Genomic DNA, 21,889 nt, shown 5'->3' on the forward strand with positions numbered 1-21,889 from the left:
ATGGATCGTCGCGCCGCCCCTCCCGCTTCTCTTCCGCCCCTGTCCTCATAGGAGACCCACCGACATGGCAGCAACTCGCCGCCCGACAGCCCTCGCCGCAGCCGTCGCCACGGCGGCCGCGCTGGGCGCGACCTTCGCCCTTCCGGCCATCGCGGCCGACGGCCCCGCCCCGAAGGCGGCCGCCGCCGCCCCTTCGGTGATCTACCAGCTGGAGTCGGGCACCTTCGACTGGGGTCTCAAGGAGTCCTTCCGCGCCATGATCGACCGGTTCGGCGGCACCGCCACGCTGGCCGATGGAGCCACGCGGAACGAGGACGGCTCGTACAAGTTCCCCCTGGACAAGGGCGAGTACGCACTCGGCACCCACGCCGTGACGTCCTCCTTCAAGGGCAGCGTCCACTACGAGGCGCACGGCGGCGCCCTGGACATCAAGCTGTCCGACGTCAAGGTCCTCACGGTCGGCAAGAGCGGCCGGATCACCGTCGACGTGACCACCAAGTCCCCGGGCAAGGACGCCGTCGTCACCGACGATCTGGCGATGGCCGATCTCGACCTCACCGACGTCGAGGCCTCGAACGGCGCGGACGGCATGAAGTTCGCGAGTATCCCCGTCACCTTCACCAAGGAGGGCGCGGCGGTCTTCGGCCCGTCCTACGAGGAGGGTGAGCCGATCGACCCGGCCACCCTGACGGTCAAGCCCCTCGCCACGACCCCGACCGAGCAGCCCACCGGCAAGCCGACCGAGCAGCCGACGGGCAAGCCGACCGAGCAGCCCACGGGCGAGCCGACGGGTCAGCCGAGCACCAACCCCACCCCGTCCGGCTCCGAGACGGCCAAGCCCACCAGCGGCCCGGTCGTCGACGGCACCCTGGACTGGGGCGTCAAGGCGTCCTTCCGCTCGTACGTCGTCGGCCCGATCGCGCACGGCAAGGTCGAGACGAGCGGCGGCGCCGCCACCGCCACCGACGGCTACCGCTTCAGCAAGGCCACCGGCCACCTCGACGCCGACAAGAACACGCTCAACGCGGCGTTCAAGGGCAAGGTGCGCTTCCTGGGCCACGAGACGAACGGCGAGTACGTCCTCGACCTCTCCCTCAGCAACCTGAAGGTCGACATCGAGGGCGCCTCCGGCAAGCTCCTCGCCGACGTCTCCGCCAAGGACCGCGGCACCGGCAAGGTCGCCGAGCGCACCGGCCTGGCTCTCGCGGACCTGAAGGTGCCCGCGGGCGCGCTCGCCGCCAAGGACGGCATCGTGAACCTCAAGGGCATCCCGGCGACCCTCACCGAAGCCGGTTCCCAGGCGTTCGAGGGCATGTACAAGAAGGGCGACGAGCTCGACGCCCTGAACGTCGCGGTCTCCCTCGACGAGGACGCGCGGCTTCCGGGCGGTTCGACGGGCTACGAGAACTGCGCCGCGGCCGAGGCGGCCGGTGTGGCTCCCATCAAGAAGGGGGAGGCGGGCTACTCGACCGACCTCGACGCGGACGGTGACGGCATCGCCTGCGAGTCCGGTGAATCCACCGGCGGTTCCACCGCGGGCGGCTCCACCACCGGCGGCACGGTCGGCGGCTCCACCACCGGCGGTTCGGTCGGCGGCTCCGGCGCGCTGGCCTCCACCGGCTCCGACCTCCCGGCCGGCGCCCTGATCGCCGCCTCGGGCATCGTCGTGGCGGCCGGTGCCGGTGTCGTGATCGCGGCGCGCCGTCGCCGTAACGCCACCGCCTGACCGACCGGCACCACCCGCACCACTGAACGACCCGCAGGGCCGTACCGGCAGCAGCAGTGCTCCCGGCGCGGCCCTGCGGCCAGACCCGCTCGGTTCCCGTACCGCCGTCCGGCAGTGCTTGAATGCCCCCGTGAACGACTACGACGTACCCCCGGGCATCGACGTCCTGCGGGTGTTCTGCGGGCCCGACGGACGCCACGGCAATGCCCTCGGGGTCGTACGCGACGGAAGCAGCCACCCCGACGAGCCCTCCCGGCAGCGGCTCGCCCGGCAACTCGGCTTCAGCGAGACCGTGTTCGTCGACGACCCGGAGCGCGGGCGGGTGGACATCCACACGCCGGGGCTGCGGCTGCCGTTCGCCGGGCACCCGCTGGTCGGCACCGCGTGGCTGCTGGACCTGGAGATCCTGGAGCTGGACGTCGGGGACGTGTTCGCACGCCAGGACGGGGAGTTCACCTGGATCACCGCCCGCCCCGAGTGGGCCCCGCCGCGCACGCTCCAGCAGTACGCGACGGCGGAAGAGGTGGAGGCGCTGCCCGGGCCGCCGCCCGGCGAGGGCTGGCTCTACACGTGGGCCTGGGAGGACGAGGCGGCCGGACGGGTGCGTGCGCGGGCCTTTCCCCGGCGCGGCGAGGGCATCGTCGAGGACGAGGCGACCGGGGCGGCGGCCATGCTGCTGAGCGCGCACCTCGGCCGGGCCCTGAACATCAGACAGGGACGCGGCTCCCAGATCCTCACCGCTCCCGCGCCGGACGGCACGGTGGAGGTCGGGGGCCGCGTCCTGATGGCCGCCCGGGGCTGAACCCCGGACGGCCGTTGTTCCGGCTCCGGTCGGTGACCGCCTACTGGATCGCGCTGCCGAACGCCTCGCCGACGGCCGGGAGGCCGCCCTTGCCCGGCTCGTAGCTGGTCACGGGCTGGACCGGGCCGCCGGTGACGTTGGACCACGGCATCAGATGCGCGGCGCCACGGGCGCCCGGACCGTCGGGCATACCGATGTACAGGTGCGTCGGGGTTGCCGTGATGCTGCTGCCGACGTACTGCTTGGTGCCGGGGGCGCCCGGCAGACCGGGCGCGCCGCCCGGGGAGATCCAGCGGTCCGCGGCGCCGGGGGCGCCGAGCAGCGAGAACTTCTGGATGGCGCCGGAGTCCACGACCGCGCCCTCGTTCTCGCCCGGGATGCCGACGGCCAGCAGCATCGTCGCGGTCGTACCGACGTTCCTGGGACGGGTGTTGACGGCGGCGACCCGCTCGCCGAACCGGTCGCCCGCCTCGGCGGCCCCGGTGACGTCGGCCTTCTCCTGGTGGATGTCCTGGAGCTCGCTGACCGTGCCGCCCGCCGTGATGCGCAGGACGACGACCCGGCCCGCGTTCGTCTTGTTCACGTCCGAGACCTTGAGGCCCTCGCCCGGGGAGCCGACGGCGAGGATCGAGTCGCTGTCGGTTGCGGCCCCTTCCGGCCGGTGCGAGGTCATCGACAGGGCCTTGCCGAACAGGTCGTTCGCCTCGTTCGCGCCGCTGATGCCCTCGGTGTCCTGGTGGAGCGCCTTGACCGGGGTGGGGATCTTGTTGGCGTTGAGGTCGTGCTTCAGGATCTGGATGGCGCCGGTCTTGGCGATGGTGCCGATGGCCTCGTCGGGGATGCCGATCGCCAGATGGTTCGGTGAACCCGCCACGGAGTAGCCGAACTGGTCGCCCTTCTCCGCGCCCCCCGGGACGGACTCGGTGTCCTGGTTGATGGCGACGTTCGTGTCGCCCCGCAGGTAGATCGCGTTGCCCGCGTCGGCGACGGAGCCCAGGTCCTCACCGGGCACGCCGATCAGGATGTAGGGATCACCGGCCGCGGTCTTCCCGGCGGCGACGGAGAAGCCCATGTGGTCCTTGGTCTCGGAGGCCGAGCCGAGGAGCGCTCCGGCTCCCCTGCCCTGCTCGAACCAGGTCCCGCCGCGGCCCTTGCCGAGCCCCGCGGGCGAACCGTAGACGATCTGCACCGCCCCGGCGTCGGCGACCTCGCCGATGTCCTCGTTGGGCACGCCGACCACCAGGTCGGTGTAGCCGTCGGCGTTGTAGTCCACCGTGGCCAGCGCGGTACCGAAACCGTCGCCCGCCTCGGGTCCACCGTTGACACCGGGAGCGCCCTGGACCAGCTCGGCGACGCCCGCGCCGTTGCCGTACACCACGCGGACCAGTCCGGCACCGGCCGCGCCGGCCACCGCGGCCTTCGGGTCGGCGACGGCCACGTCGCGGTGGCCGTCCCCGTTGAAGTCGGCGAACGGGGCGGCCGTCACGGTCTCGGTGACCCACGCGTGCAGGTCGTCGACCCGGCTCTCCACCGCGCCGGTACGGGTCTCCTCCTCCGCCGTGCCGAAGCAACCGCCCTGCCAGGAGCGGCTGTTGACGGCGACGAGCTCGACGTTCCCGCCCTGCTCGCGCAGCATCGGGCCGCCGGTGTCACCGGCGCACACGGCGGCGCCGTCCAGGCCGGTGATGTTCACGGTGGTCGCGTCGGCCTGGTCGACGGAGAAGCGGCCCTGGTGCATCTTCACCGGGGCCCACTCGTCCGCGGTCCGGCCGAAGCCGGTCCCGGTGAGGGTCTCGCCCGGGGCGGGCGGCGTCGCGGCGAGGGGCGCCGGGGCGATGGTGGTGACCGGCTTGGCCAGCCGGGCCAGCACCAGATCCCGGTCGGCGCGGGGCACGAGCTCGACGACCGTGCGGACCTGGCCCGCGGTGGTGGTGGTGTCGGTGCGGCCGATGACGGCGGTGGTGGCGTCCTTCGGCGCGCCCGGCGGGAGCTGGTGGGCCCCGGCCGGGTTGTCCACGAAGCAACTGGCCGCCGTCAGGACCCAGTCGCGGTCGACCAGCGTGCCGGAGCACGCGCGCTTGCCGTCGCCTATGTCCAGACGGGCGGTGAACGCGTACGCGTTGTTCGCGGACGGGGTTCCCGTGATGGCGTGGGCCGCGGGGGCGAGGAGGGTACCGGAGACGAGAGCCGCTGCCAGCAGGCCGCTCGTCACAGCCGCACGGGGGCGGAGGTGTGACACGGTGGCATTTCCTGTCGGTAGGTGTGGTCGGTACGGGAAACACCCCGGAAGCCCGGAAGTCCGAAAGGGGCACTCGGGCCCGGGTGGTGGTGTTGCCCGCGCTGGACATGACCCGGCGGCGGAATACCTCTTTCAGGCATGGCACCCACGCATTAGAAGGCCCCCCGCCCGGATGTCATGTGAAAGTGAAGTGAAGACGGCATCGGAATGTACCCGCAGGTCGATGGGGCGTCAAACCTCTGGCGGCAGCACCGTATTGCCCTTTTCGTACGGCGAAAAAAGGGGAAATGGGGAAAGGGGAAAAGGGGGCGGCTCCACCGGAACCTCCGGTGGAGCCGTACGTTCACGCTGTGCGGATTTACGCGCCGGTGCTCAAGTGCCGTTCCCTCACGGGATATTCACGCGCTGCGCGGGAAGACCTCGCCCAGCTCGCGGAAGACCGCGGTGTTCAGCGCGAAGGCCCGCTTGCACTCCTCGATGATGCGCTGCTTCTCCAGGTCGTCCGCGTTCACCGCGTCAAGCAGCTCGCGGTAACCCCGCTTGAAGGCGGCCGGGTTGGTGATCTGCTCGAAGACGTAGAAGCGCACGCCGTCGCCCTTGCGCTCGAAGCCCCAGGTCTTCTCCGCCTTGTCGCGGATGATCTGGCCGCCCGAGAGGTCGCCGAGGTAGCGGGTGTAGTGGTGGGCGATGTATCCGGCGGGCCAGGTGCGTGCGCACTCGGCGACCCGGGCGGCGTACGCGGCGGTGGCGGGCAGCGCCTCCAGGTCCTCGCGCCAGTTCTCCCCGCGCAGGTGCGCGAGGTCGCGTTCCAGCTCGGTGGAGCGCATCAGCTCGGGCTGTATGAACGGGCCCGCGACCGGGTCGTCGCGCAGGGCCTCCGCGCCCTCCTCAAGCGCCCGGTACACGAACCACAGCTGCTCGGTGTAGCGCGTGTACGCGTCCACTCCCAGCCGCCCGCCCAGCAGGTCACCCATGAACGTCGAGGTCTCGGCCTCGGTGTGCTGCTCGTGCGACGCGGTGCGGATGAGCGTCGAGAAGGGAGTGACGGTGGCGGTTGCGTCCAAGGCGGGCCTCCGGGGACCGAGGGGGACGGGAAGTCCAGAAAGAGACGGAAATATCGGCAGGCGGCCGCCGCGAGGGTGCGGCGGCGCGCGCCGGTACGCTCGATCCTCCTACTTAGGTTTACCTAAGTCAACTGGTTCCCGACTGCTTGTCGGTAAAAAACTACGCCCCGAAGGCCGGAAATGGGTGCTTAACGGTTTTTGGGTGATTACGGGAGGGTGAGGATCTCCGCCCCGGTCTCCGTGACGACCAGCGTGTGCTCGAACTGGGCCGTCCGCTTCCGGTCCTTCGTCACCACGGTCCAGCCGTCCTCCCACATGTCGTACTCGTGGGTGCCCAGCGTCAGCATCGGCTCGATGGTGAACGTCATCCCGGGCTGCATCACCGTGGTCGCGTGCGGGCTGTCGTAGTGCGGGATGATCAGACCGGAGTGGAACGAGGAGTTGATCCCGTGCCCGGTGAAGTCGCGCACCACTCCGTACCCGAACCGCTTCGCGTACGACTCGATGACCCGGCCGATGACGTTGATCTGCCGCCCCGGCCTGACCGCCTTGATGGCCCGGTTCAGCGACTCCCGGGTGCGCTCGACGAGCAGCCGGGACTCCTCGTCGACCTCGCCGCAGAGGTAGGTGGCGTTGTTGTCGCCGTGCACCCCGTTGATGTACGCGGTGACGTCCAGGTTCACGATGTCCCCGTCGCGCAGCACGGTGGAGTCGGGGATGCCGTGGCAGATGACCTCGTTGAGGGAGCTGCACAGCGACTTCGGGAAGCCCCGGTAGCCGAGCGTCGAGGGGTACGCGCCATGATCGATCATGAACTCGTGCGCGACCCGGTCGAGCTCGTCCGTGGTGACGCCCGGGGCGATGTGCTTGGCGGCCTCCTCCATGGCCTGCGCGGCGATACGGCCCGCGATGCGCATCCGCTCCACGGTATCGGCGTCCTGGATCTCCGGGCCGGTGTACGGCGTCGGGGCCGGCTTCCCCACGTACTCGGGGCGCCGGATGTTTCCGGGTACGGAACGGACGGGAGTGATCTCCCCTGGTACGAGAAGCGACTGGCCAGACATGCCAGCGAGTCTAACCAGCGGCTCCGGGGCACCATGGCGATAAGGAAAGGAGCCGTCGATGGCCCTGTTCAAGAAGCGCACGGTCGGCAAACCGGGCGAGTGGTACTACTGCCTCCAGCACAAGAAGGTCGAGGAAGGCCCGGAGTGCCCGGCGCTGAACCGGTTCGGCCCCTACACCTCCCGCGAGGCGGCCCAGCACGCAATGGACACGGCGCGCGAACGGAACCTCCAGTGGGAGACGGACCCGAAGTGGCACGACGAGGACAGGGGCACATCAAGCCCGTCCGGCGAGAACCCCAGCACGTCCGGCGACTGAGGAGCGGGGTACGGAGCGGAGCCCCGGATCACCCCTCCACCCGGGCCTCCCGCCTCCGTACCGCGTCCTCGTCCGTCTCCGAGTCGTACCGCACCAGCTTCGGCAGCGCGGCGGTCAGCAGCGCCACCGACGCCACACACGCCACCCCGCCGGTCCAGATCGCCGACCGGGTCCCGGTCCAGCCCGCCATCGCCCCGGCCCGCACCTGCCCCAGTTGCGGGCCGATGCTGTACGAGAGCACCTCGATGCCCGCGAGTCGGCCCCGCAGCTCCTCCGGGATGGTCTGGTTCCAGATCGTCGCGCGCCCCAGCCCGCTCAGCATGTCGCCCGCCCCCGCGACGGCGAGGCACAGCAGCACCACCCACACGCTGGAGAACCAGCCCGCCGCGGCGATCGCCAGCCCCCACGCCGTCGCCCCGAACACCACGAACAGCCCGTGCCTGCGCACCCGGGACGTCCAGCCGCTGGTGAGCCCCAGCACCAGCGAGCCGACCGAGCCCGCCGCGTACATCAGGCCCAGCGACCACTCGGCGTCCAGCTCGTCCGCCAGGAACGGGAAGATCGTGTTCGGGAAGGCGAAGAACATCGCCGCCAGGTCGATCGCGTACGTCCCCAGCAGCACCGGCCGGCTCCAGGCGTACCGCGCCCCCTCCACGATCCCGCGCAGCGACGGCTTCGCCGCGTCCCCGGCGGGCGGCGCCGGGGCCAGGCGCAGGCAGAGCACGACGGAGACGGCGAACGTGCCCACCGTCACCGCGTACGCCGTGCCGTGACCGGCGTACGCCACCACCAGACCGGCCAGCGCCGGGCCCGCGATCGCCCCGATCTGCCAGCGCAGCGAGTTCAGCGCGGCCGCCGCCGTCTGCTGGGCGTGCGGCACGATCCGGGCCATCAGCGAGTCCAGCGCGGGCCGCTGGAGCCCGGCCAGCGCCGACACCCCGCCCGCCACCACGTAAAGCGGCCACAGCAACGGCTCCGGCAGCAGGGCGTTCACCAGCAGGACCGCCGCGAGCACACCGAGCCCGGCCTCGGTCAGCAGGATCACCCGGCGCCGGTCCACCGAGTCCGCGAGCGCCCCGCCGTACAGCCCGAAGACCACCAGCGGCACCAGCTCCACCGCGCCCATCGCCCCGACCGCGAGCGGCGAGCCGGTGAGGTCCTTGATCTGGAGCGGCAGCGCGATCAGCGCCATGAAGCTGCCGAAGTACGTGATCAGCCCCTGGACCCACAGCAGCCGGAAGTCAGCCGAGGACCGCCACGGCGAGAGGTCCGGCAGCAGCGCGCGGAGCCGCGCCGACGGCGGCGATGAGGGGGAGTCCGGGGAGGAGGGGGAAGGCGGTGCTGAGGTCACGAGGGGCCATGTTCGGTACTGCCGGGTGCCCGAAGCAACCGGATTTCGGGGTGAGCGGTCCGGGGTGCCCCGAAACCGGTGGCCGGTCCGGGGTGGAACGCATCTCCGGGCAGGCGGCCCGAGCGGCCCCGAATCTCCGGGCAGCCGTGCCGTGGCGTCCGCCGGCGGGCAGCCGCGGCGCGCGCTACCAGCCGGCGGGCGGCGGCTGGGTCAGCTGGTCGGCGAGCCGGGCGAGCCGGTCCCGGAAGGTGCGGCGGCCGCGCGCCGGAGGCGCCCCGTTCTCCCCGGCGGCCGCGCTGACCAGGTGCTGCACGAGGTCCAGGTCCACATCGTCGGTCCCGCCGACCGCCAGCGACTCGTGCGCCAGGGAGCCGACCTCCGGATCGCCGCCGTCCAGGGTGAGCACCCGCGCCCCGGCCCGCCGCGCGTCGTGCACCCGCTCCAGCAGCCCGCTCTCCGGCCGCTCCGGCGCGACCAGCAACAGCGTCTCGCGCCGGCCCGCCGCCTCGATCCGGCCGAGGCCCACGGCCAGATGCGCCGGATCACCGGGCGCCACCCGGTGCCGTACGAGCGTGGGCACCAGCTCCGGCAGCCCCGACCACGCGGACTCGTCGGTCAGATGGGCCGCCAGATGCCACGGCTCGTACCGCTCCGTCCCCACCAGCAGCAGCAGCCCGCCGCCCTGCGGGAGGACGGACGCGCGCAGGGCCAGCGCGAACCGGCGGGCGGAGTCCGGCCACCCGGTCCCGGCCAGTACGTCACGGAGCAGGGCGACACGTACGGCATCCATGGCCCGGCATCCTGCCCCGCGCCCAGCCCCGGCCGGGCCCGTCGCCCTGCCCCTCACCCGAACGGGGGACCGGGTGCTGAGCGGGACCGCCTGCCCGGGGGGCGGCCGCACGGACCCTACCTGGCAGTAGGGTCGGCCCCATGACTACACAGGACAGCGGCAGCGCGCCCAAGCCCCCCGTCAAGGACCCCTGGGACCTTCCCGACGTCTCCGGCCTGAGCGTCGGCGTGCTCGGCGGGACCGGCCCGCAGGGGCGCGGTCTCGCCTACCGGCTCGCCCGCGCCGGACAGCGGGTCACCCTCGGCTCCCGGGACGCGGCGCGGGCCGAACAGGCGGCGGCCGAGCTGGGCTTCGGCGTCGAGGGCGCGGACAACGCGGAGTGCGCCCGGCGCAGCGACATCGTGATCGTCGCGGTGCCGTGGGACGGTCACGCCAAGACGCTGGAGTCCCTGCGCGGGGAGCTCGCGGGCAAGCTCGTGATCGACTGCGTCAACCCCCTCGGCTTCGACAAGAAGGGCGCCTACGCCCTCAAGCCTGAGGAGGGCAGCGCCGCCGAGCAGGCCGCCGCCCTGCTGCCGGACTCCCGGGTCACCGCGGCCTTCCACCACCTCTCCGCGGTGCTGCTCCAGGACGAGTCCATCGAGGAGATCGACACCGACGTGCTGGTCCTGGGCGAGGTGCGCGCCGACACGGACATCGTGCAGGCGCTGGCGGGCCGCATCCCCGGGATGCGCGGCATCTTCGCGGGCCGGCTGCGCAACGCCCACCAGGTCGAGTCGCTGGTGGCCAACCTGATCTCGGTCAACCGCCGCTACAAGGCGCACGCCGGGCTCCGCACCACCGACGTCTGACGTCACCCACGCCCCGGCATCCGGAGGTCCGGGCCCCAGGCGGGGCACAACGGGGCATGGGGGACACTGGACGGGACCGTGACCGTTCCCGACAGGAGCCGCCCCCATGCCCCGCCTCGCTCTCCTCGCCCTCGCCGTCTGCGTCCTCGCCGTCGCGGCGGCCGTGATCTCCTTCGTCCAGGGCAGCCTGCTCGGGATCATCTGGGTGCTGATCGCGGGGCTGTCGTCGAACATGGTCTGGTTCTACGTGCGCAAGCACCGCATGACCGCTTCCGAAGCCGCTCGCTGACCCGTCACCCCACCGAGCAGGCCGGGTCCTGCTCGTCGAAGAACGCCTTCCAGAAGCGATAGGTGTCCAGGCCGCAGTAGCGCTGGACCTCGTCGACCCCCAGGGCCCGCAGCAGCGCGTCGATCCCGTCGAAGAACGCGATGTTCACGCCGGGAATCCACAGGACGGCGAACACCGCGATCAGCCCGAACGGCGCGATCGGCTCCACCTGGCGGCGGATCCGGTACGAGAGCCAGGGCTCGATCACCCCGTAGCCGTCCAGCCCCGGGATCGGCAGGAAATTCAGGATCGCCGCCGTCACCTGGAGCATGGCCAGGAACGCCAGCGCGTACTGGAAGGCGAGCGGCACTCCGTCGAGCGCGTCCAGCCAGAACGGGGCGGTGCACACGATCGCGAACGCCACGTTCGTCAGCGGGCCCGCCGCCGAGATCAGGCTGTGTCTCCACCGGCCGCGGATGCGGGCCCGCTCGATGTAGACCGCGCCGCCCGGCAGCCCGATCCCGCCCATGATCACGAAGAGGACGGGCAGCACGATGCTGAGCAGCGCGTGCGTGTACGTGAGCGGGTTGAGCGTCAGATAGCCCTTCGACCCGACCGAGAGATCCCCGCTGTGCAGTGCGGTGCGGGCGTGCGCGTACTCGTGCAGACAGAGCGAGACGATCCAGGCTCCGGTGACGAACAGGAAGACCGCGAAGCCCGTGGCGTCCGCGAAACCCGTCCACACCGCCCAGCCCGCGATGGCGGTTACGGCGGCGATGCCGAGGAAGACCGGGCTGATCCTCCGGTCGCCACGGGTGGCTGCGGTGGTCATCGGCACACACTCCTGGAGCGGGGGACTGGAGGGCTGAGGCTGGGCGGCGACGGCGGTCACGGCAGTGGCCGACAGGGCGGGAACGTCGGGGAACGGTGCCGGAGTTCCACCCTGTCAACGCCGTGCCCCGGTCGGTCACGGACAATGGGCCCGTGCGCTACTGCATCCTCGGCACCACCCGGGCACTCCGCGACGACGGTACGGCCGTCACCCTCGGCGGGGCGCGGCTGCGCGCGCTGCTGACCGTCCTCGCGCTGCGCCCCGGGCGTACCGTGCCCGCCGGGGTCCTCGTCGACGAGGTGTGGGACGGCGACCCGCCCGCCGATGCGACCGGCGCCCTCCAGGCCCTGGTCGGGCGGCTCAGGCGGGTGCTCGGCCGGAGCGCCGTCGAGTCGGTGGCGAGCGGATACCGGCTCGCCGCCGAGCCGGACGCCGTGGACCTGCACCGTTTCGAGCGGCTGGCGGGGGAGGGGAGCCGGGCGCTGGAGCAGGGCGACACGGCCAGGGCCGTCACCGTCCTCGACGAGGCCCTCGCGCTCTGGGCCGGGCCCCCGCTCGCCGACCTGCCCGACCGTACGGCGCCCGCCTCCCGCCTGGAGTCCCGCAGGCTCGGCGCCCGTCGGGCCCGGCTGGAGGCGCTGCGCGTGCTCGGGCGGGCGGACGAGGCCCTGTGGGAGCTGACCGCGCTCTGCGCCTCCCACCCGCTCGACGAACCGCTCCAGGCACTGCGCATCAGGGCCCTGCGGGACGCCGGACGCACGGCCGAGGCGCTGGCGGCGTACGACGAGGTGCGCACCGCGATCGCCGAGCGCCTCGGCACCGACCCCGGGCCCGAACTGCGCGGCCTGTACGGAGAACTCCTCCGCCAGGGACCGGCCGCACCCGCCCCGGAGCCCGCGTCGGCCTCCGAGGGGACGCCCGCGGCCCGGCAACGGCCCGCCCCGGAAAGCCCGTCGCCCCCGCATGGGAACCTCCGCGCCCGGCTCACCAGCTTCGTCGGACGCGACCTCGACATCGCCGCCCTCCGTGAGGACCTCACCCGCACCCGGCTCGTCACCCTCCTCGGCCCCGGCGGCGCGGGCAAGACCCGGCTGTCCCAGGAGACCGCGGAGGCGGCCGCCGAGGCCTGGCCCGACGGCGTCTGGCTCGCGGAGCTGGCCCCCGTAGACGATCCGGACGCCGTGCCCGAGGCCGTACTCGGCGCGCTCGGGGCCCGCGAGACCGTGCTGCGCGGGGCCGGGGCCGGGGAGCTGCGCGCCGTCGACCGCACCGGCGACGACCCCCTCGTACGCCTCACCGAACACTGCGCCCCGCGCCGGATGCTGCTGCTCCTGGACAACTGTGAGCACGTCATCGGCGCGGCGGCCGCCCTCGCCGACCATCTGCTGGCCCACTGCCCCCGGCTCACCGTCCTCGCGACCAGCCGCGAACCCCTCGGCGTACCGGGCGAGTTCGTCCGTCCCGTCGAACCGCTGCCCGACCCGATGGCGCTGCGGCTGCTCGCCGAGCGCGGGGCCGCCGCCCGCCCCGGCTTCCGTACCGACGCGGACGAGGCGACCGCGGCCGCCTGCGCCGAGATCTGCCGTCGGCTCGACGGGCTGCCGCTCGCCATCGAACTGGCCGCGGCCCGCCTGCGGATGCTCACCCCGCGCCAGATCGCCGACCGGCTGGACGACCGCTTCCGCCTCCTCACCAACGGCAGCCGGACCGTGCTGCCCCGCCAGCAGACCCTGCGCGCGGTCGTCGACTGGTCCTGGGAGCTGCTGGACGGGGCCGAACGGGCCGTCCTGCGCCGCCTCGCCGTCTTCGCGGGCGGCTGCTCGCTCGCCGCCGCCGAGGAGGTCTGCTCCCTGCCCGCCCCGGACGACGGTGTCGCCGTCGGCTCCCTCGACGTCGCCGCCCTGCTCGGCTCCCTGGTCGACAAGTCCCTCGTCGTCGCCGCGCCCGGCGAGGACGCGGAGATGCGCTACCGGCTGCTGGAGACCGTCGGGGAGTACGCCGCCGAGCGGCTGGCGGAGGCGGGCGAGCGGGACGCCGTCGAGCGGCGCCACCTGGTCCACTACCGGGAGTTCGCCCGCACCACCGGACCGAAGCTGCGCGGCACCGGCCAGCGGGAGGCCACCGGGCTCTTCCGTCGCGAGTACGAGAACCTGCGCACCGCCCTCCGGCACGCGGTCGCGGCCCGCGAGGAGGAGGAGGGACTCTGCATCGTCCTCTCGATGGCCTGGTACTGGCTGATGCACGAACTGAACGCCGACGCCCGCCAGTGGTCCGGGGCGGTGGCCGCTCTCGGCCCCGACCCGTTCGCCCCGCCCGGCGTCCAGGCGCCCTCCCTGCTGGAGCGGACCACCGACCGGCCGCCGCCCTGGGAACCGGAGCAGGTCGAGGAGGCGCGGCGCGGGGCGGGGCTGATCCGGATGGTCAGCATGGACCGCGCGATGGACGAGTGGCTCACCCCGCAGGGCCAGGAGCGGATGCGGATCATCGCCCGCACCTACCGGGCCGGGCAGCCCCAGGCCTGCCGTACACCCGGTGCGCTCTGGATGTTCGCGGTCCTGCTCACCGGCGAGGCCGACGAGATGCGGGAGGTGATGGACGAGACGGTCCGGTCCTCCCGCGAGTTCGCCTACGAATGGGAGCTGGGCGCCGCGCTGGACATCCGCGCCAAGGTACTGGCCAACCGCCCCGACTGGGCGGGCGAGGCGCTGGCCGACGCCGACGAGAGCCTGGAGATCTTCGTCCGGCTCGGCGACGACTGGGGTGCGGCCGAATCGCTGTCCTCCCGGGGGGAGGCGAACGAGGGCAAGGGCCGGTTCGCCGAGGCCGCCGCCGACTATCTGGCCGCGATCGACTACGCACGGGCGCTCGGCGCCCACGCCCAGGTGGCCGTGTTGCGAGCCCGGTACGCCGGGGCCCTCGCCGAACTCGGCCGCTTCGACGAGGCCGAGGCCGTCCTGCGCGATGTCGTCGACGGCGGCAGGTTCGCCGGGCACCAGGCGATGCCGACCGCCCGGCTGCATCTGGGGTTCCTGTACGGCCGCGTGGGCCGGGTGGCCGAGGCACGGGAGCAGATCGTCCTGCTGCGTGATGAGTTCAGCTCCCGCACGATCGGGGTCTTCGACGGGTTCGTGCTCGGGGTGCTGGCATGGCTGGACAACCTGGTGGGTGACCATGCCTCCGCACTCGCCACCGGGCTGGACGCGCTGGCCCGCGCCCAGGACCGGCTCGCCAGGATGATGGCCCCGCAGATGGCGTCCAGACAGCTGATGACCATCGCCCGCGCCGTCGCCGGACTCGACGCCCCCGGTGCCCCGGCCGCCGCAGCCCGGCTGCTCGGCCTCCAGGCGACCCTGGTGCCGGCCGGGCATGTGCCGACCGCCCTGGAGCGCCAGGGCCTCATCGAGACCGAGGAAGCCGTGCGGGCCCGGCTCGACGACGACGCCTACACGGTGGCGTACGAGCAGGGCGGTGGCCTCACGATCGAGGAGGCCACCGCCCTGGCGGAGACGTACCGGAGGGACCCGCCGGCGTAACGCCCCGGGCCAGGGGCGCGGGTGCCCTGCCCGGCGGCGCGCCCGCCCCTGCTTCAGGCCTTCCTGCGGAACCTGGCCACCGCCAGCGGCGCCATCACCACCGTGATCCCGGCGGCCCAGGCGAGCGTCCACCAGACCGAGTTCCCGGTCGGGCCGCCCAGCATGAGCCCGCGCGCCGCGTCCGCGAGGTTGGACAGCGGGTTGTAGTCGGTGAACGCCTGGAGCCAGCCCGGCATGGTCCGCGTCGGCGCGAAGATCGAGGAACCGAACTGAAGCGGCATCAGCACCAGCATTCCCATCCCCTGGACGGCCTGGGGCGTCTTCACGCTCAGGCCGAGCAGGATGAAGATCCACATGATGGCGGCGCCGAACGCCCCGGTCAGCGCGACCGCTCCGAGGAGTCCGTACACCGAGCCCTTCAGCTCCATGCCGAGGGCGAAGCCCATGGCGAGCAGGATGAGGATGGCGACCATCATCCGGCCCAGCTCGACCACGATCTTGGCGATGAGTACCGAGGAGCGCGCGATCGGCATCGTCCGGAACCGGTCCATGACGCCCTTGCGGAAGTCGTCGTTGACGCCGGTGCCGACGGCCATGGCGATGTTCACGCCCATCATCGCCATCAGTCCCGGGACCAGGTAGTTCAGATAGTCCTGCCTGCCCCCGCCGAGGCTGGCGCCGACCGAGCCGCCGAAGACGTACACGAACAGCAGCGTGAAGACGACCGGCATCAGAAGGACGTCGAACATCGACTCCGGGTCCTTCTTGATCTGGAGGAGATTGCGCCGGACCAGCGCTCCGACGTGCCGCAGGTTGGCCCGCAGCCCGATCCGGCCCTCCCCGGCCACCGCCGCCTTCGACGGTGCGGGGCCCGTGGGCCCGGCGGGTGCGGGGGGCAGGGTCGTGGTGGTGCTGCTCATACGGCGACCTCCTGGGGAGCGGCGTCGGAGAAGGTGGATGCCTTGTCGCCGGTGATCGCGAGGAACACCTCGTCCAGGCTGGGCAGGGCGGTCGCGACATGGGCGAGGGAGAAGCCCCGGGCGCCCAGCAGCCCGATCACGGCGGTCAGCTGCTCGTCGCTGAGGATGGGCACGTACAGCAGCCCCTCGTCCGGTACGGCCTGCGCACCGGCGATCCCGTCGAGGCCGGCCTCCCGGATCGCCTGGGCCATCGCGGGCAGCTCCGCCGGCTCCGAGGGCCGGATGTGCAGCGTGCGGCCGCCGACCCTCGCTTTCAGCTCGTCCACCCCGCCCCGGGCGATGATCCTCCCCTTGTCGATGACCGTCAGCTCCTCGGCGAGCTGCTCGGCCTCCTCCATGTACTGGGTCGTCAGCAGTACGGTCGCGCCTTCGGCGACCATCCGCCGCACCTCCTCCCAGACCTCGTTGCGGGTCCGGGGGTCGAGCCCGGTCGTCGGCTCGTCCAGGTAGAGCACTGCGGGGCTGCCGATCATGGAGGCGGCCAGGTCGAGCCGCCGCCGCATGCCACCGCTGTACTCCATGCAGGCCCGCCTGGCGGCCTCGGTGAGCGAGAACCGCTCAAGGAGCTCGTCGGCCCGGGCCCGCGCCTGCCTGCGGGGCAGATCGAGCAGCCGCCCGATCATGTAGAGGTTCTCCCAGCCGGACAGCTTCTCGTCGACCGAGGCGTACTGCCCGGTCAGGCCGATGGTGCGGCGCAGCTGGCGGGGCTGCCTGACCACGTCGTAGCCCGCGACGAGGGCGTGACCGGCGTCGGGGGTGACCAGCGTGGACAGGCAGCGTACGAGGGTGGTCTTGCCCGCGCCGTTGGGGCCGAGCACACCGAGCACGGTGCCCGCGCGGACATCGAGGTCCACACCGTCCAGCGCCTTGGTCTCGCCGTAGTGCTTGACCAGCCCCCGTACCTCGACGGCGTTCCGGCCGTGCTCGGGGTTCTTGTCGATTCGTTCCATGCCCACCATGGGACCAGGGCTCACCGACAGCTCACCGACAGGCCGCCGACAGGGGGCGGACGGGCCGGAGAACGCGCGACAGCCCGCCGATGGGGGATGTCGGCGGGCTGTCGGTGGTGCGGGAAATGGTTCAGCGCGGGCCGGCGGGCACCTCGGCCCGTCAGCGGGAGGCGTGCCCGAGCGCCTCGGGCACCTCGGCACCTCAGTGGAAGGTGTGCTCCGGCGCCGGGAACGTGCCGCCGACGACCTCGTCGGCGAACTCCTTCGCCGCGTCCCCGAGGACCTGGCGCAGATTGGCGTACTGCTTGGTGAAGCGCGGTACCTTGCCGCCGGTCAGCCCGACCATGTCGGTGTAGACCAGCACCTGCGCGTCGGTCCCGGAGCCGGCGCCGATGCCGACGGTCGGGATGTGCAGCGTACGGGTGACCTCGGCGGCCAGCTCGGCGGGTACGAGCTCCAGCACGACGGCGAACGCGCCCGCGTCCTGGACCGCCTTCGCGTCGCGCAGCAGCTGCTGGGCGGCCTCCTCGCCGCGGCCCTGTACCCGGTAGCCCATCGCGTTGACTGACTGCGGGGTCAGGCCGATGTGGCCCATGACCGGGATGCCCGCCTCGACCAGCAGGCGGATCTGCTCGTGGGACCGCTCGCCGCCCTCCAGCTTGACCGCGCCGACGCCCGACTCCTTGATCAGCCGGGTGGCGTTGCGCAGCGCCTGGACGGGGCCCTCCTGATACGAGCCGAAGGGCAGGTCGCCGACGATGAGGGCGCGCTTGGTGCCCCGTACGACGGCGGCGGACAGCATGGCGATCTCGTCCATCGTGACGGGCACGGTGGTCTCGTAGCCGAGGTGACAGTTGCCCATGGAGTCCCCGACGAGCATGACCGGGATTCCGGCCTCGTCGAAGACGGACGCGGTCATCGCGTCGTAGGCGGTGAGCATGGGCCACTTCTCGCCGCGCTCGGTGGCGGCGGCGATGTCGTGGACGGTGATGCGGCGGGTGGACTTTCCTCCGTACAGCGCCTTGCTGCTGTCGGGTGAGGCACCTGCACGGGAGGGCTGATTCTGCGCAGCCTGAAGCGACATGGCCAACGGCTCCTTCGTCATCTCGAGGCACCCTGACGGCGTCCCCGGATCCCTTCCATGGTGGCATCCCGCCCGGGCGAACGGGAAGTGGGCCCGCACACGTCCGTCCGACGGCCGTTCGGCAAAGTTTTAACAATACGAGACGGTCTCGTATCGAAATGAGGTTAGGCTCGTCCGCATGTCCCGACCGTCTCCCTCCTCCTCGCCGTCTCCTTCCGCGCCCGCCGCGCCCCGCATACCCGAGGCGATCCACCGCCGCCGCTGGTGGATTCTCACCGTCCTCATGTTCAGCCTGCTCATCGTGGTGCTGGACAACTCGATCCTGAACGTCGCGGTCAAGACGATCGCCAGCCCCGCACCCACCGGCATCGGCGCCACCCAGAGCGAGCTGGAGTGGGCGATCAACTCCTACACGCTCGTCTTCGCCGGGCTCCTGTTCACCGCGGGTCTGCTCGGCGACCGCATCGGCCGCAAGAAGGTCCTCCTCGCGGGCATCCTGGTCTTCGGCATCGGCTCCGCGCTGGCCGCGCTCTCCGCCTCGCCCGGCGAACTCATCACCTGGCGCGCCCTGATGGGCTTCGGCGCGGCCTTCGTGATGCCCGCCACCCTCGCCGTCCTGATGAACGTCTTCGAACGCGACGAACAGCCCAAGGCCATCGGCATCTGGGCGGGCAGCGTGGGCCTCGGCATCGCCATCGGCCCGATCACCGGGGGGCTGCTCCTGGAGCACTTCTGGTGGGGCTCGATCTTCCTGGTGAACGTCCCCGTGGTGGTGGTCGCCCTCGTCGCGATGGCGGTCCTGGTCCCCGACTCCCGCGACCCGGACCCCGGCAAGGTCGACCCGCTGGGCGTCGTGCTCTCCATCGTCGGCCTGGTCCTGCTGGTGTACGGGATCATCCGGGGCGGCGAGCTGGCCGACTTCACCGACGCCACAGCGCTCCTCGCGATCGTCGGCGGGCTGCTGGTGCTGGCCGGATTCATCTGGCACGAGAAGCGCAGCAGCCACCCGGCCATCGACATCACGTACTTCCGCGAGCCCGCGTTCTCCGCCGCGGTCGCCGCCATAGCGCTGGTCTTCTTCGCGCTGATGGGCGTGACCTTCTTCTCGGCGTTCTACCTCCAGAGCGTGCGCGGCTACAGCGCCCTCCAGTCGGGCCTGCTGATCGTTCCGCTCGCGGCCGCACAGATGATCTTCGCGCCCCGGGCCCGGCTGGTCGTCGACCGCTTCGGCGCCCGTGCCGTCTGCACGGCGGGCATGCTGCTCGTCGCCGCCGGACTCGCGTCGTTCGCCCTGTTCGACGCCGGTACGCCGGTGTGGGTGCTGTGCCTCGTCTTCTTCGTCCAGGGCGCCGGGATGGCGCACATCATGCCGCCCGTCACCGTGGCCGTGATGCAGGCGCTGCCCCGCGAGAAGGCCGGTTCCGGTTCGGCCGTCAACAACACCTTCCGCCAGGTCGGCGGAGCCCTCGGCATCGCCGTCCTCGGCTCGGTCCTCTCCACCGTCTACCGGGGCGACATCGAGGGCCACCTCGGCGCGGTCCCGGCCGGGGCCAGGGCGGTGGCCGGTGAGTCCATCGAGGCCACGCTCGGGGCCGCCGAGAAGCTCGGCCCGGTGGCCGGAAAGCCTCTGGTCGCCGCCGCCCACGACGCGTTCATCAGCGCCATGCATGTGACCGCGCTCGGCTCGGCGGCCGTCGCCCTGATCGGCGCGGTGGTCGTCGGCCTGTACCTGCCGGGGCGGACCCCCGCGGCCGCGGCGGAGCCGGCGCCCCGCGCCGCGGAGGAACCGGTGGGCCGCTGACCGCCGGGCAGATCCGCCGTGCCGCGCGCGGGTCGTCATCCACCGCCTCCCCGGTCGGCGAGAATCGGGCCGAAGGGCGGAGCCGTACGACAGCGCCGAAGGGCGCAGGCGTACGACAGCACGGAGAGAGGCGGTTTCAGGTGCGGGACCAGGGCGACGGGCAGGACCGGGGCGCGCCGCGGGACGGGGGCGAGCCACCGGCCGGGGCGGCCGACCCGGAACCCCGCCGCGGCCGCCCGCGTTCCGCCGCGGCGGAACGCGCGATCCTGGACGCCGTCATCGCCCTCCTGGAGGCGGGCGAACCCCTGGCGGGCCTCTCCATCGAGCGCATCGCCCGTACGGCGGGCGTCGGCAAGGCCACCATCTACCGGCGCTGGTCCGGCAAGGAGGAGCTCTTCGTCGACGTCGTACGGGACATGGAACCCGACGACCCGCCCGTCTCCGGCACCGCAGGCCTCGCCGACCTGCGCGTCATGCTGGAATCCGTGCGCACCCGGGGCCTCGCCCAGCGCTCCTCGGTGCTGCTGCACAACATGTTCGCCCAGATGAAGAGCCACCCCAAGCTGTGGGACGAGTACTTCGGCACGGTGATCGCCCCCCGGCGCGTCGCGATGCTGGCGGCGGTGCGGCGCGCGGTCGCGGCGGGGGAGCTGCGCGACGACCTCGACGTGGAGCTGATCGACGACCTCTTCGTCGGCCCCATGCTCGTGCGCACGGTGCACCGCCCCGACGCGCCGCTCCCCGACGACCTCGCTGACCGCATCATCTCCGCCCTGCTCCAGGGCCTGGCGCCGGCGGGCGCCCGCGGCTGACAGCCCGGCACCCCGGCACTCCTCCGCCGCCCCCGCCCCGCCCCCGCTCCGGGCGAGTGTGATCGTTCTGTCACAGGCCCGTCCGCCCGGCCCGGACCGGGAACCCGCGGTCGCCGGTTCGTCGTCCTGCTCTGCGTAGGGTCGCCGGCCGCCCGGGACGTCGGCGGCGGGAAAGACGCCGCCCATCACCTAGGGTCGGGAGCGCGGCGATGTGTAGGGCAAGGCAGTGAGGACAGCGCGATGGTGCAGGCGTACGGAGCGGACACGGGCAACGGCAGCGCGGAGCAGCCGCAGGCCGGGGAATCCCGCTTCGGGGGCCTGTGGACCAGACTGAAGCAGGACCGCGGCGTCTGGCGGCGGGGGATCGTCCTGGCCCTCTGCTCGGTGCTGCTGACCCTGCCGATGGTCGTCCACGCGCGGATCCCGAACCGGTTCGGCAACCTCGGCAGCCTCACCGAGACCTTCCTGCCGTGGATCGCCCTCTTCATCCCGGTCCTGCTGGTCCTGGCCCTGTTGCGGCGCTCCGCCACCGCGATCGTCGCGCTGCTGCTGCCCGCCGTGGTCTGGCTCAACGTGTTCGGCGGCCTCCTCACCGACAAGTCCGGCGCGGGCGGCGACCTCACCGTCGCCACCCACAACGTCAACGCCGACAACCCCGACCCCGGCGGCACCGCCGAGCAGGTCGCCGGTTCCGGGGCGGACGTCGTGGCCCTCCAGGAGCTCCCGGGCGGGCAGGTCTCCACGTACGAGAAGTCACTGGCCGACCGCTACCCGTACCACTCGGTCCAGGGCACCGTCGGGCTGTGGAGCAAGTACCCCCTCGCCGACACCAGGCCGGTCGACATCAAGATGGGCTGGACCCGGGCCATGCGCTCCACGGTCAAGGCCCCGCGGGGAGAGGTCGCGGTGTACGTGGCCCACCTGCCGTCCGTCCGCGTGAAGCTGCACGCCGGGTTCACCGCCAACCAGCGCGACGACAGCGCCGACGCGCTCGGCGAGGCCATCGCCGACGAACCCGTCAGGCGCGTCGTCCTGCTCGGCGACCTGAACGGCACGATGAACGACCGCTCACTGAACGCGGTCACCTCGCAGATGCGCTCCACCCAGGGCGCGGCGGGCGACGGCTTCGGGTTCAGCTGGCCCGCCTCGTTCCCGATGGCCCGGATCGACCAGATCATGGTCAAGGGCGTCGAGCCGCAGGCATCCTGGACCCTGGCGGCGACCGACAGCGACCATCTGCCGATCGCGGCCCGCGTGGAGCTGTGACGCACCCCCCGCCGAACGTCTGCGAGAATTTGTTCCAGTAACTTACATATAGCGGTGCCAGCCGTCGCCCGGTGACCCTCACCGAGGCGGCGGCTCGCTGTTGGGCGCGTGGCGCCTTCCCGTTCCCGCCGCACGGGCTCCGCCGCACCGCTTCCGGCCG

General features: G+C 72.5%; 18 protein-coding genes. 9 read left to right on the forward strand and 9 right to left on the reverse strand.

What is annotated here, in order from left to right:
• Positions 1–64: 64 nt before the first annotated feature.
• Together CIB93_RS16540 and CIB93_RS16545 are read left to right on the forward strand one after the other, a co-directional pair.
• The gene (locus CIB93_RS16540; RefSeq protein ID WP_096627600.1) at positions 65–1,726 is read left to right on the forward strand and encodes an HtaA domain-containing protein; all 1,662 of its coding nucleotides are present in this window, start codon (positions 65–67) and stop codon (positions 1,724–1,726) included.
• Positions 1,727–1,856: 130 nt separating this feature from the next.
• Positions 1,857–2,528 (forward strand): PhzF family phenazine biosynthesis protein, encoded by a 672-nt coding sequence (locus CIB93_RS16545; RefSeq protein WP_096627601.1) that lies wholly within the window; start codon positions 1,857–1,859, stop codon positions 2,526–2,528.
• A 40-nt stretch (positions 2,529–2,568) separates the two neighbouring features.
• Here the strand turns inward: CIB93_RS16545 and CIB93_RS16550 are convergent, their stop codons facing one another.
• From CIB93_RS16550 to map, 3 genes are all read right to left on the reverse strand, one after another.
• A complete protein-coding gene (locus CIB93_RS16550) occupies positions 2,569–4,767 on the reverse strand; it encodes a trypsin-like serine protease (RefSeq protein ID WP_257002224.1) in 2,199 nt (732 codons plus the stop codon).
• Positions 4,768–5,165: 398 nt separating this feature from the next.
• On the reverse strand, positions 5,166–5,831 hold the full coding sequence (locus CIB93_RS16555; protein ID WP_096627602.1) for a heme oxygenase (biliverdin-producing): 666 nt from the start codon (positions 5,829–5,831) through the stop codon (positions 5,166–5,168).
• A 206-nt stretch (positions 5,832–6,037) separates the two neighbouring features.
• Positions 6,038–6,895 carry a type I methionyl aminopeptidase gene (gene map / locus CIB93_RS16560; protein WP_096627603.1) on the reverse strand — a complete coding sequence of 286 codons (858 nt, stop codon included), beginning with the start codon at positions 6,893–6,895 and terminating at the stop codon, positions 6,038–6,040.
• 58 nt (positions 6,896–6,953) lie between these two features.
• Between map and CIB93_RS16565 the strand changes: the two genes are divergently transcribed.
• Positions 6,954–7,211, forward strand: a complete 258-nt coding sequence (locus CIB93_RS16565) for a hypothetical protein (RefSeq protein ID WP_096627604.1) — start codon at positions 6,954–6,956, stop codon at positions 7,209–7,211.
• Positions 7,212–7,239: 28 nt separating this feature from the next.
• Here CIB93_RS16565 and CIB93_RS16570 read toward each other — a convergent pair whose 3' ends face one another.
• The gene (locus CIB93_RS16570) at positions 7,240–8,562 is read right to left on the reverse strand and encodes an MFS transporter (protein WP_096627605.1); all 1,323 of its coding nucleotides are present in this window, start codon (positions 8,560–8,562) and stop codon (positions 7,240–7,242) included.
• Between the two features lie 184 nt (positions 8,563–8,746).
• Positions 8,747–9,352, reverse strand: coding sequence for a hypothetical protein (locus tag CIB93_RS16575; protein ID WP_096627606.1), 606 nt, complete (start codon positions 9,350–9,352; stop codon positions 8,747–8,749).
• A 140-nt stretch (positions 9,353–9,492) separates the two neighbouring features.
• On the opposite strand from CIB93_RS16575, the gene npdG reads away from it, so the two are divergent.
• A complete protein-coding gene (npdG, locus tag CIB93_RS16580; RefSeq protein WP_096627607.1) occupies positions 9,493–10,203 on the forward strand; it encodes an NADPH-dependent F420 reductase in 711 nt (236 codons plus the stop codon).
• Positions 10,204–10,309: 106 nt separating this feature from the next.
• Complete coding sequence (locus CIB93_RS16585) at positions 10,310–10,492, forward strand: hypothetical protein (RefSeq protein ID WP_096627608.1); 183 nt, start codon at positions 10,310–10,312, stop codon at positions 10,490–10,492.
• A gap of 4 nt (positions 10,493–10,496) precedes the next feature.
• Here CIB93_RS16585 and CIB93_RS16590 read toward each other — a convergent pair whose 3' ends face one another.
• A complete protein-coding gene (locus CIB93_RS16590) occupies positions 10,497–11,303 on the reverse strand; it encodes a site-2 protease family protein (RefSeq protein WP_096627609.1) in 807 nt (268 codons plus the stop codon).
• A 152-nt stretch (positions 11,304–11,455) separates the two neighbouring features.
• Between CIB93_RS16590 and CIB93_RS16595 the strand changes: the two genes are divergently transcribed.
• Complete coding sequence (locus tag CIB93_RS16595; protein WP_096627647.1) at positions 11,456–14,836, forward strand: BTAD domain-containing putative transcriptional regulator; 3,381 nt, start codon at positions 11,456–11,458, stop codon at positions 14,834–14,836.
• Between the two features lie 53 nt (positions 14,837–14,889).
• Here the strand turns inward: CIB93_RS16595 and CIB93_RS16600 are convergent, their stop codons facing one another.
• The 3 genes from CIB93_RS16600 to panB all read right to left on the reverse strand — a co-directional run bounded on the left by CIB93_RS16600 (position 14,890) and on the right by panB (position 17,850).
• Positions 14,890–15,756 (reverse strand): ABC transporter permease, encoded by an 867-nt coding sequence (locus CIB93_RS16600; RefSeq protein ID WP_096627610.1) that lies wholly within the window; start codon positions 15,754–15,756, stop codon positions 14,890–14,892.
• The gene (locus tag CIB93_RS16605) at positions 15,753–16,775 is read right to left on the reverse strand and encodes an ATP-binding cassette domain-containing protein (protein WP_373558762.1); all 1,023 of its coding nucleotides are present in this window, start codon (positions 16,773–16,775) and stop codon (positions 15,753–15,755) included. Before CIB93_RS16605 ends, CIB93_RS16600 begins: the two co-directional genes overlap by 4 nt.
• 193 nt (positions 16,776–16,968) lie before the next feature.
• The gene (gene panB, locus CIB93_RS16610; RefSeq protein WP_096627611.1) at positions 16,969–17,850 is read right to left on the reverse strand and encodes a 3-methyl-2-oxobutanoate hydroxymethyltransferase; all 882 of its coding nucleotides are present in this window, start codon (positions 17,848–17,850) and stop codon (positions 16,969–16,971) included.
• 178 nt (positions 17,851–18,028) lie between these two features.
• On the opposite strand from panB, the gene CIB93_RS16615 reads away from it, so the two are divergent.
• The 3 genes from CIB93_RS16615 (at position 18,029) to CIB93_RS16625 (ending at position 21,729) form a co-directional block, all read left to right on the forward strand.
• Positions 18,029–19,651, forward strand: a complete 1,623-nt coding sequence (locus CIB93_RS16615) for an MFS transporter (RefSeq protein WP_096627612.1) — start codon at positions 18,029–18,031, stop codon at positions 19,649–19,651.
• A 140-nt stretch (positions 19,652–19,791) separates the two neighbouring features.
• The gene (locus tag CIB93_RS16620; protein WP_096627613.1) at positions 19,792–20,463 is read left to right on the forward strand and encodes a TetR/AcrR family transcriptional regulator; all 672 of its coding nucleotides are present in this window, start codon (positions 19,792–19,794) and stop codon (positions 20,461–20,463) included.
• A gap of 240 nt (positions 20,464–20,703) precedes the next feature.
• Positions 20,704–21,729, forward strand: coding sequence for an endonuclease/exonuclease/phosphatase family protein (locus CIB93_RS16625; protein ID WP_096627614.1), 1,026 nt, complete (start codon positions 20,704–20,706; stop codon positions 21,727–21,729).
• The last annotated feature ends 160 nt before the right edge of the window (positions 21,730–21,889 follow it).

It is taken from the genome of Streptomyces sp. WZ.A104, assembly GCF_002382885.1.
Lineage (GTDB): Bacteria > Actinomycetota > Actinomycetes > Streptomycetales > Streptomycetaceae > Streptomyces.

Bases quoted from the DNA above. Each gene is read 5' to 3' on its own strand.
- map (WP_096627603.1), bottom strand. From the start codon at position 6,895: ATGTCTGGCCAGTCGCTTCTCGTACCAGGGGAGATCACTCCCGTCCGT.
- panB (WP_096627611.1), bottom strand. From the start codon at position 17,850: ATGTCGCTTCAGGCTGCGCAGAATCAGCCCTCCCGTGCAGGTGCCTCA.
- CIB93_RS16625 (WP_096627614.1), top strand. From the start codon at position 20,704: ATGGTGCAGGCGTACGGAGCGGACACGGGCAACGGCAGCGCGGAGCAG.
- CIB93_RS16585 (WP_096627608.1), top strand. From the start codon at position 10,310: ATGCCCCGCCTCGCTCTCCTCGCCCTCGCCGTCTGCGTCCTCGCCGTC.
- CIB93_RS16575 (WP_096627606.1), bottom strand. From the start codon at position 9,352: ATGGATGCCGTACGTGTCGCCCTGCTCCGTGACGTACTGGCCGGGACC.
- CIB93_RS16600 (WP_096627610.1), bottom strand. From the start codon at position 15,756: ATGAGCAGCACCACCACGACCCTGCCCCCCGCACCCGCCGGGCCCACG.
- CIB93_RS16605 (WP_373558762.1), bottom strand. From the start codon at position 16,775: ATGGTGGGCATGGAACGAATCGACAAGAACCCCGAGCACGGCCGGAAC.
- CIB93_RS16565 (WP_096627604.1), top strand. From the start codon at position 6,954: ATGGCCCTGTTCAAGAAGCGCACGGTCGGCAAACCGGGCGAGTGGTAC.
- CIB93_RS16615 (WP_096627612.1), top strand. From the start codon at position 18,029: ATGTCCCGACCGTCTCCCTCCTCCTCGCCGTCTCCTTCCGCGCCCGCC.
- CIB93_RS16540 (WP_096627600.1), top strand. From the start codon at position 65: ATGGCAGCAACTCGCCGCCCGACAGCCCTCGCCGCAGCCGTCGCCACG.
- npdG (WP_096627607.1), top strand. From the start codon at position 9,493: ATGACTACACAGGACAGCGGCAGCGCGCCCAAGCCCCCCGTCAAGGAC.
- CIB93_RS16590 (WP_096627609.1), bottom strand. From the start codon at position 11,303: ATGACCACCGCAGCCACCCGTGGCGACCGGAGGATCAGCCCGGTCTTC.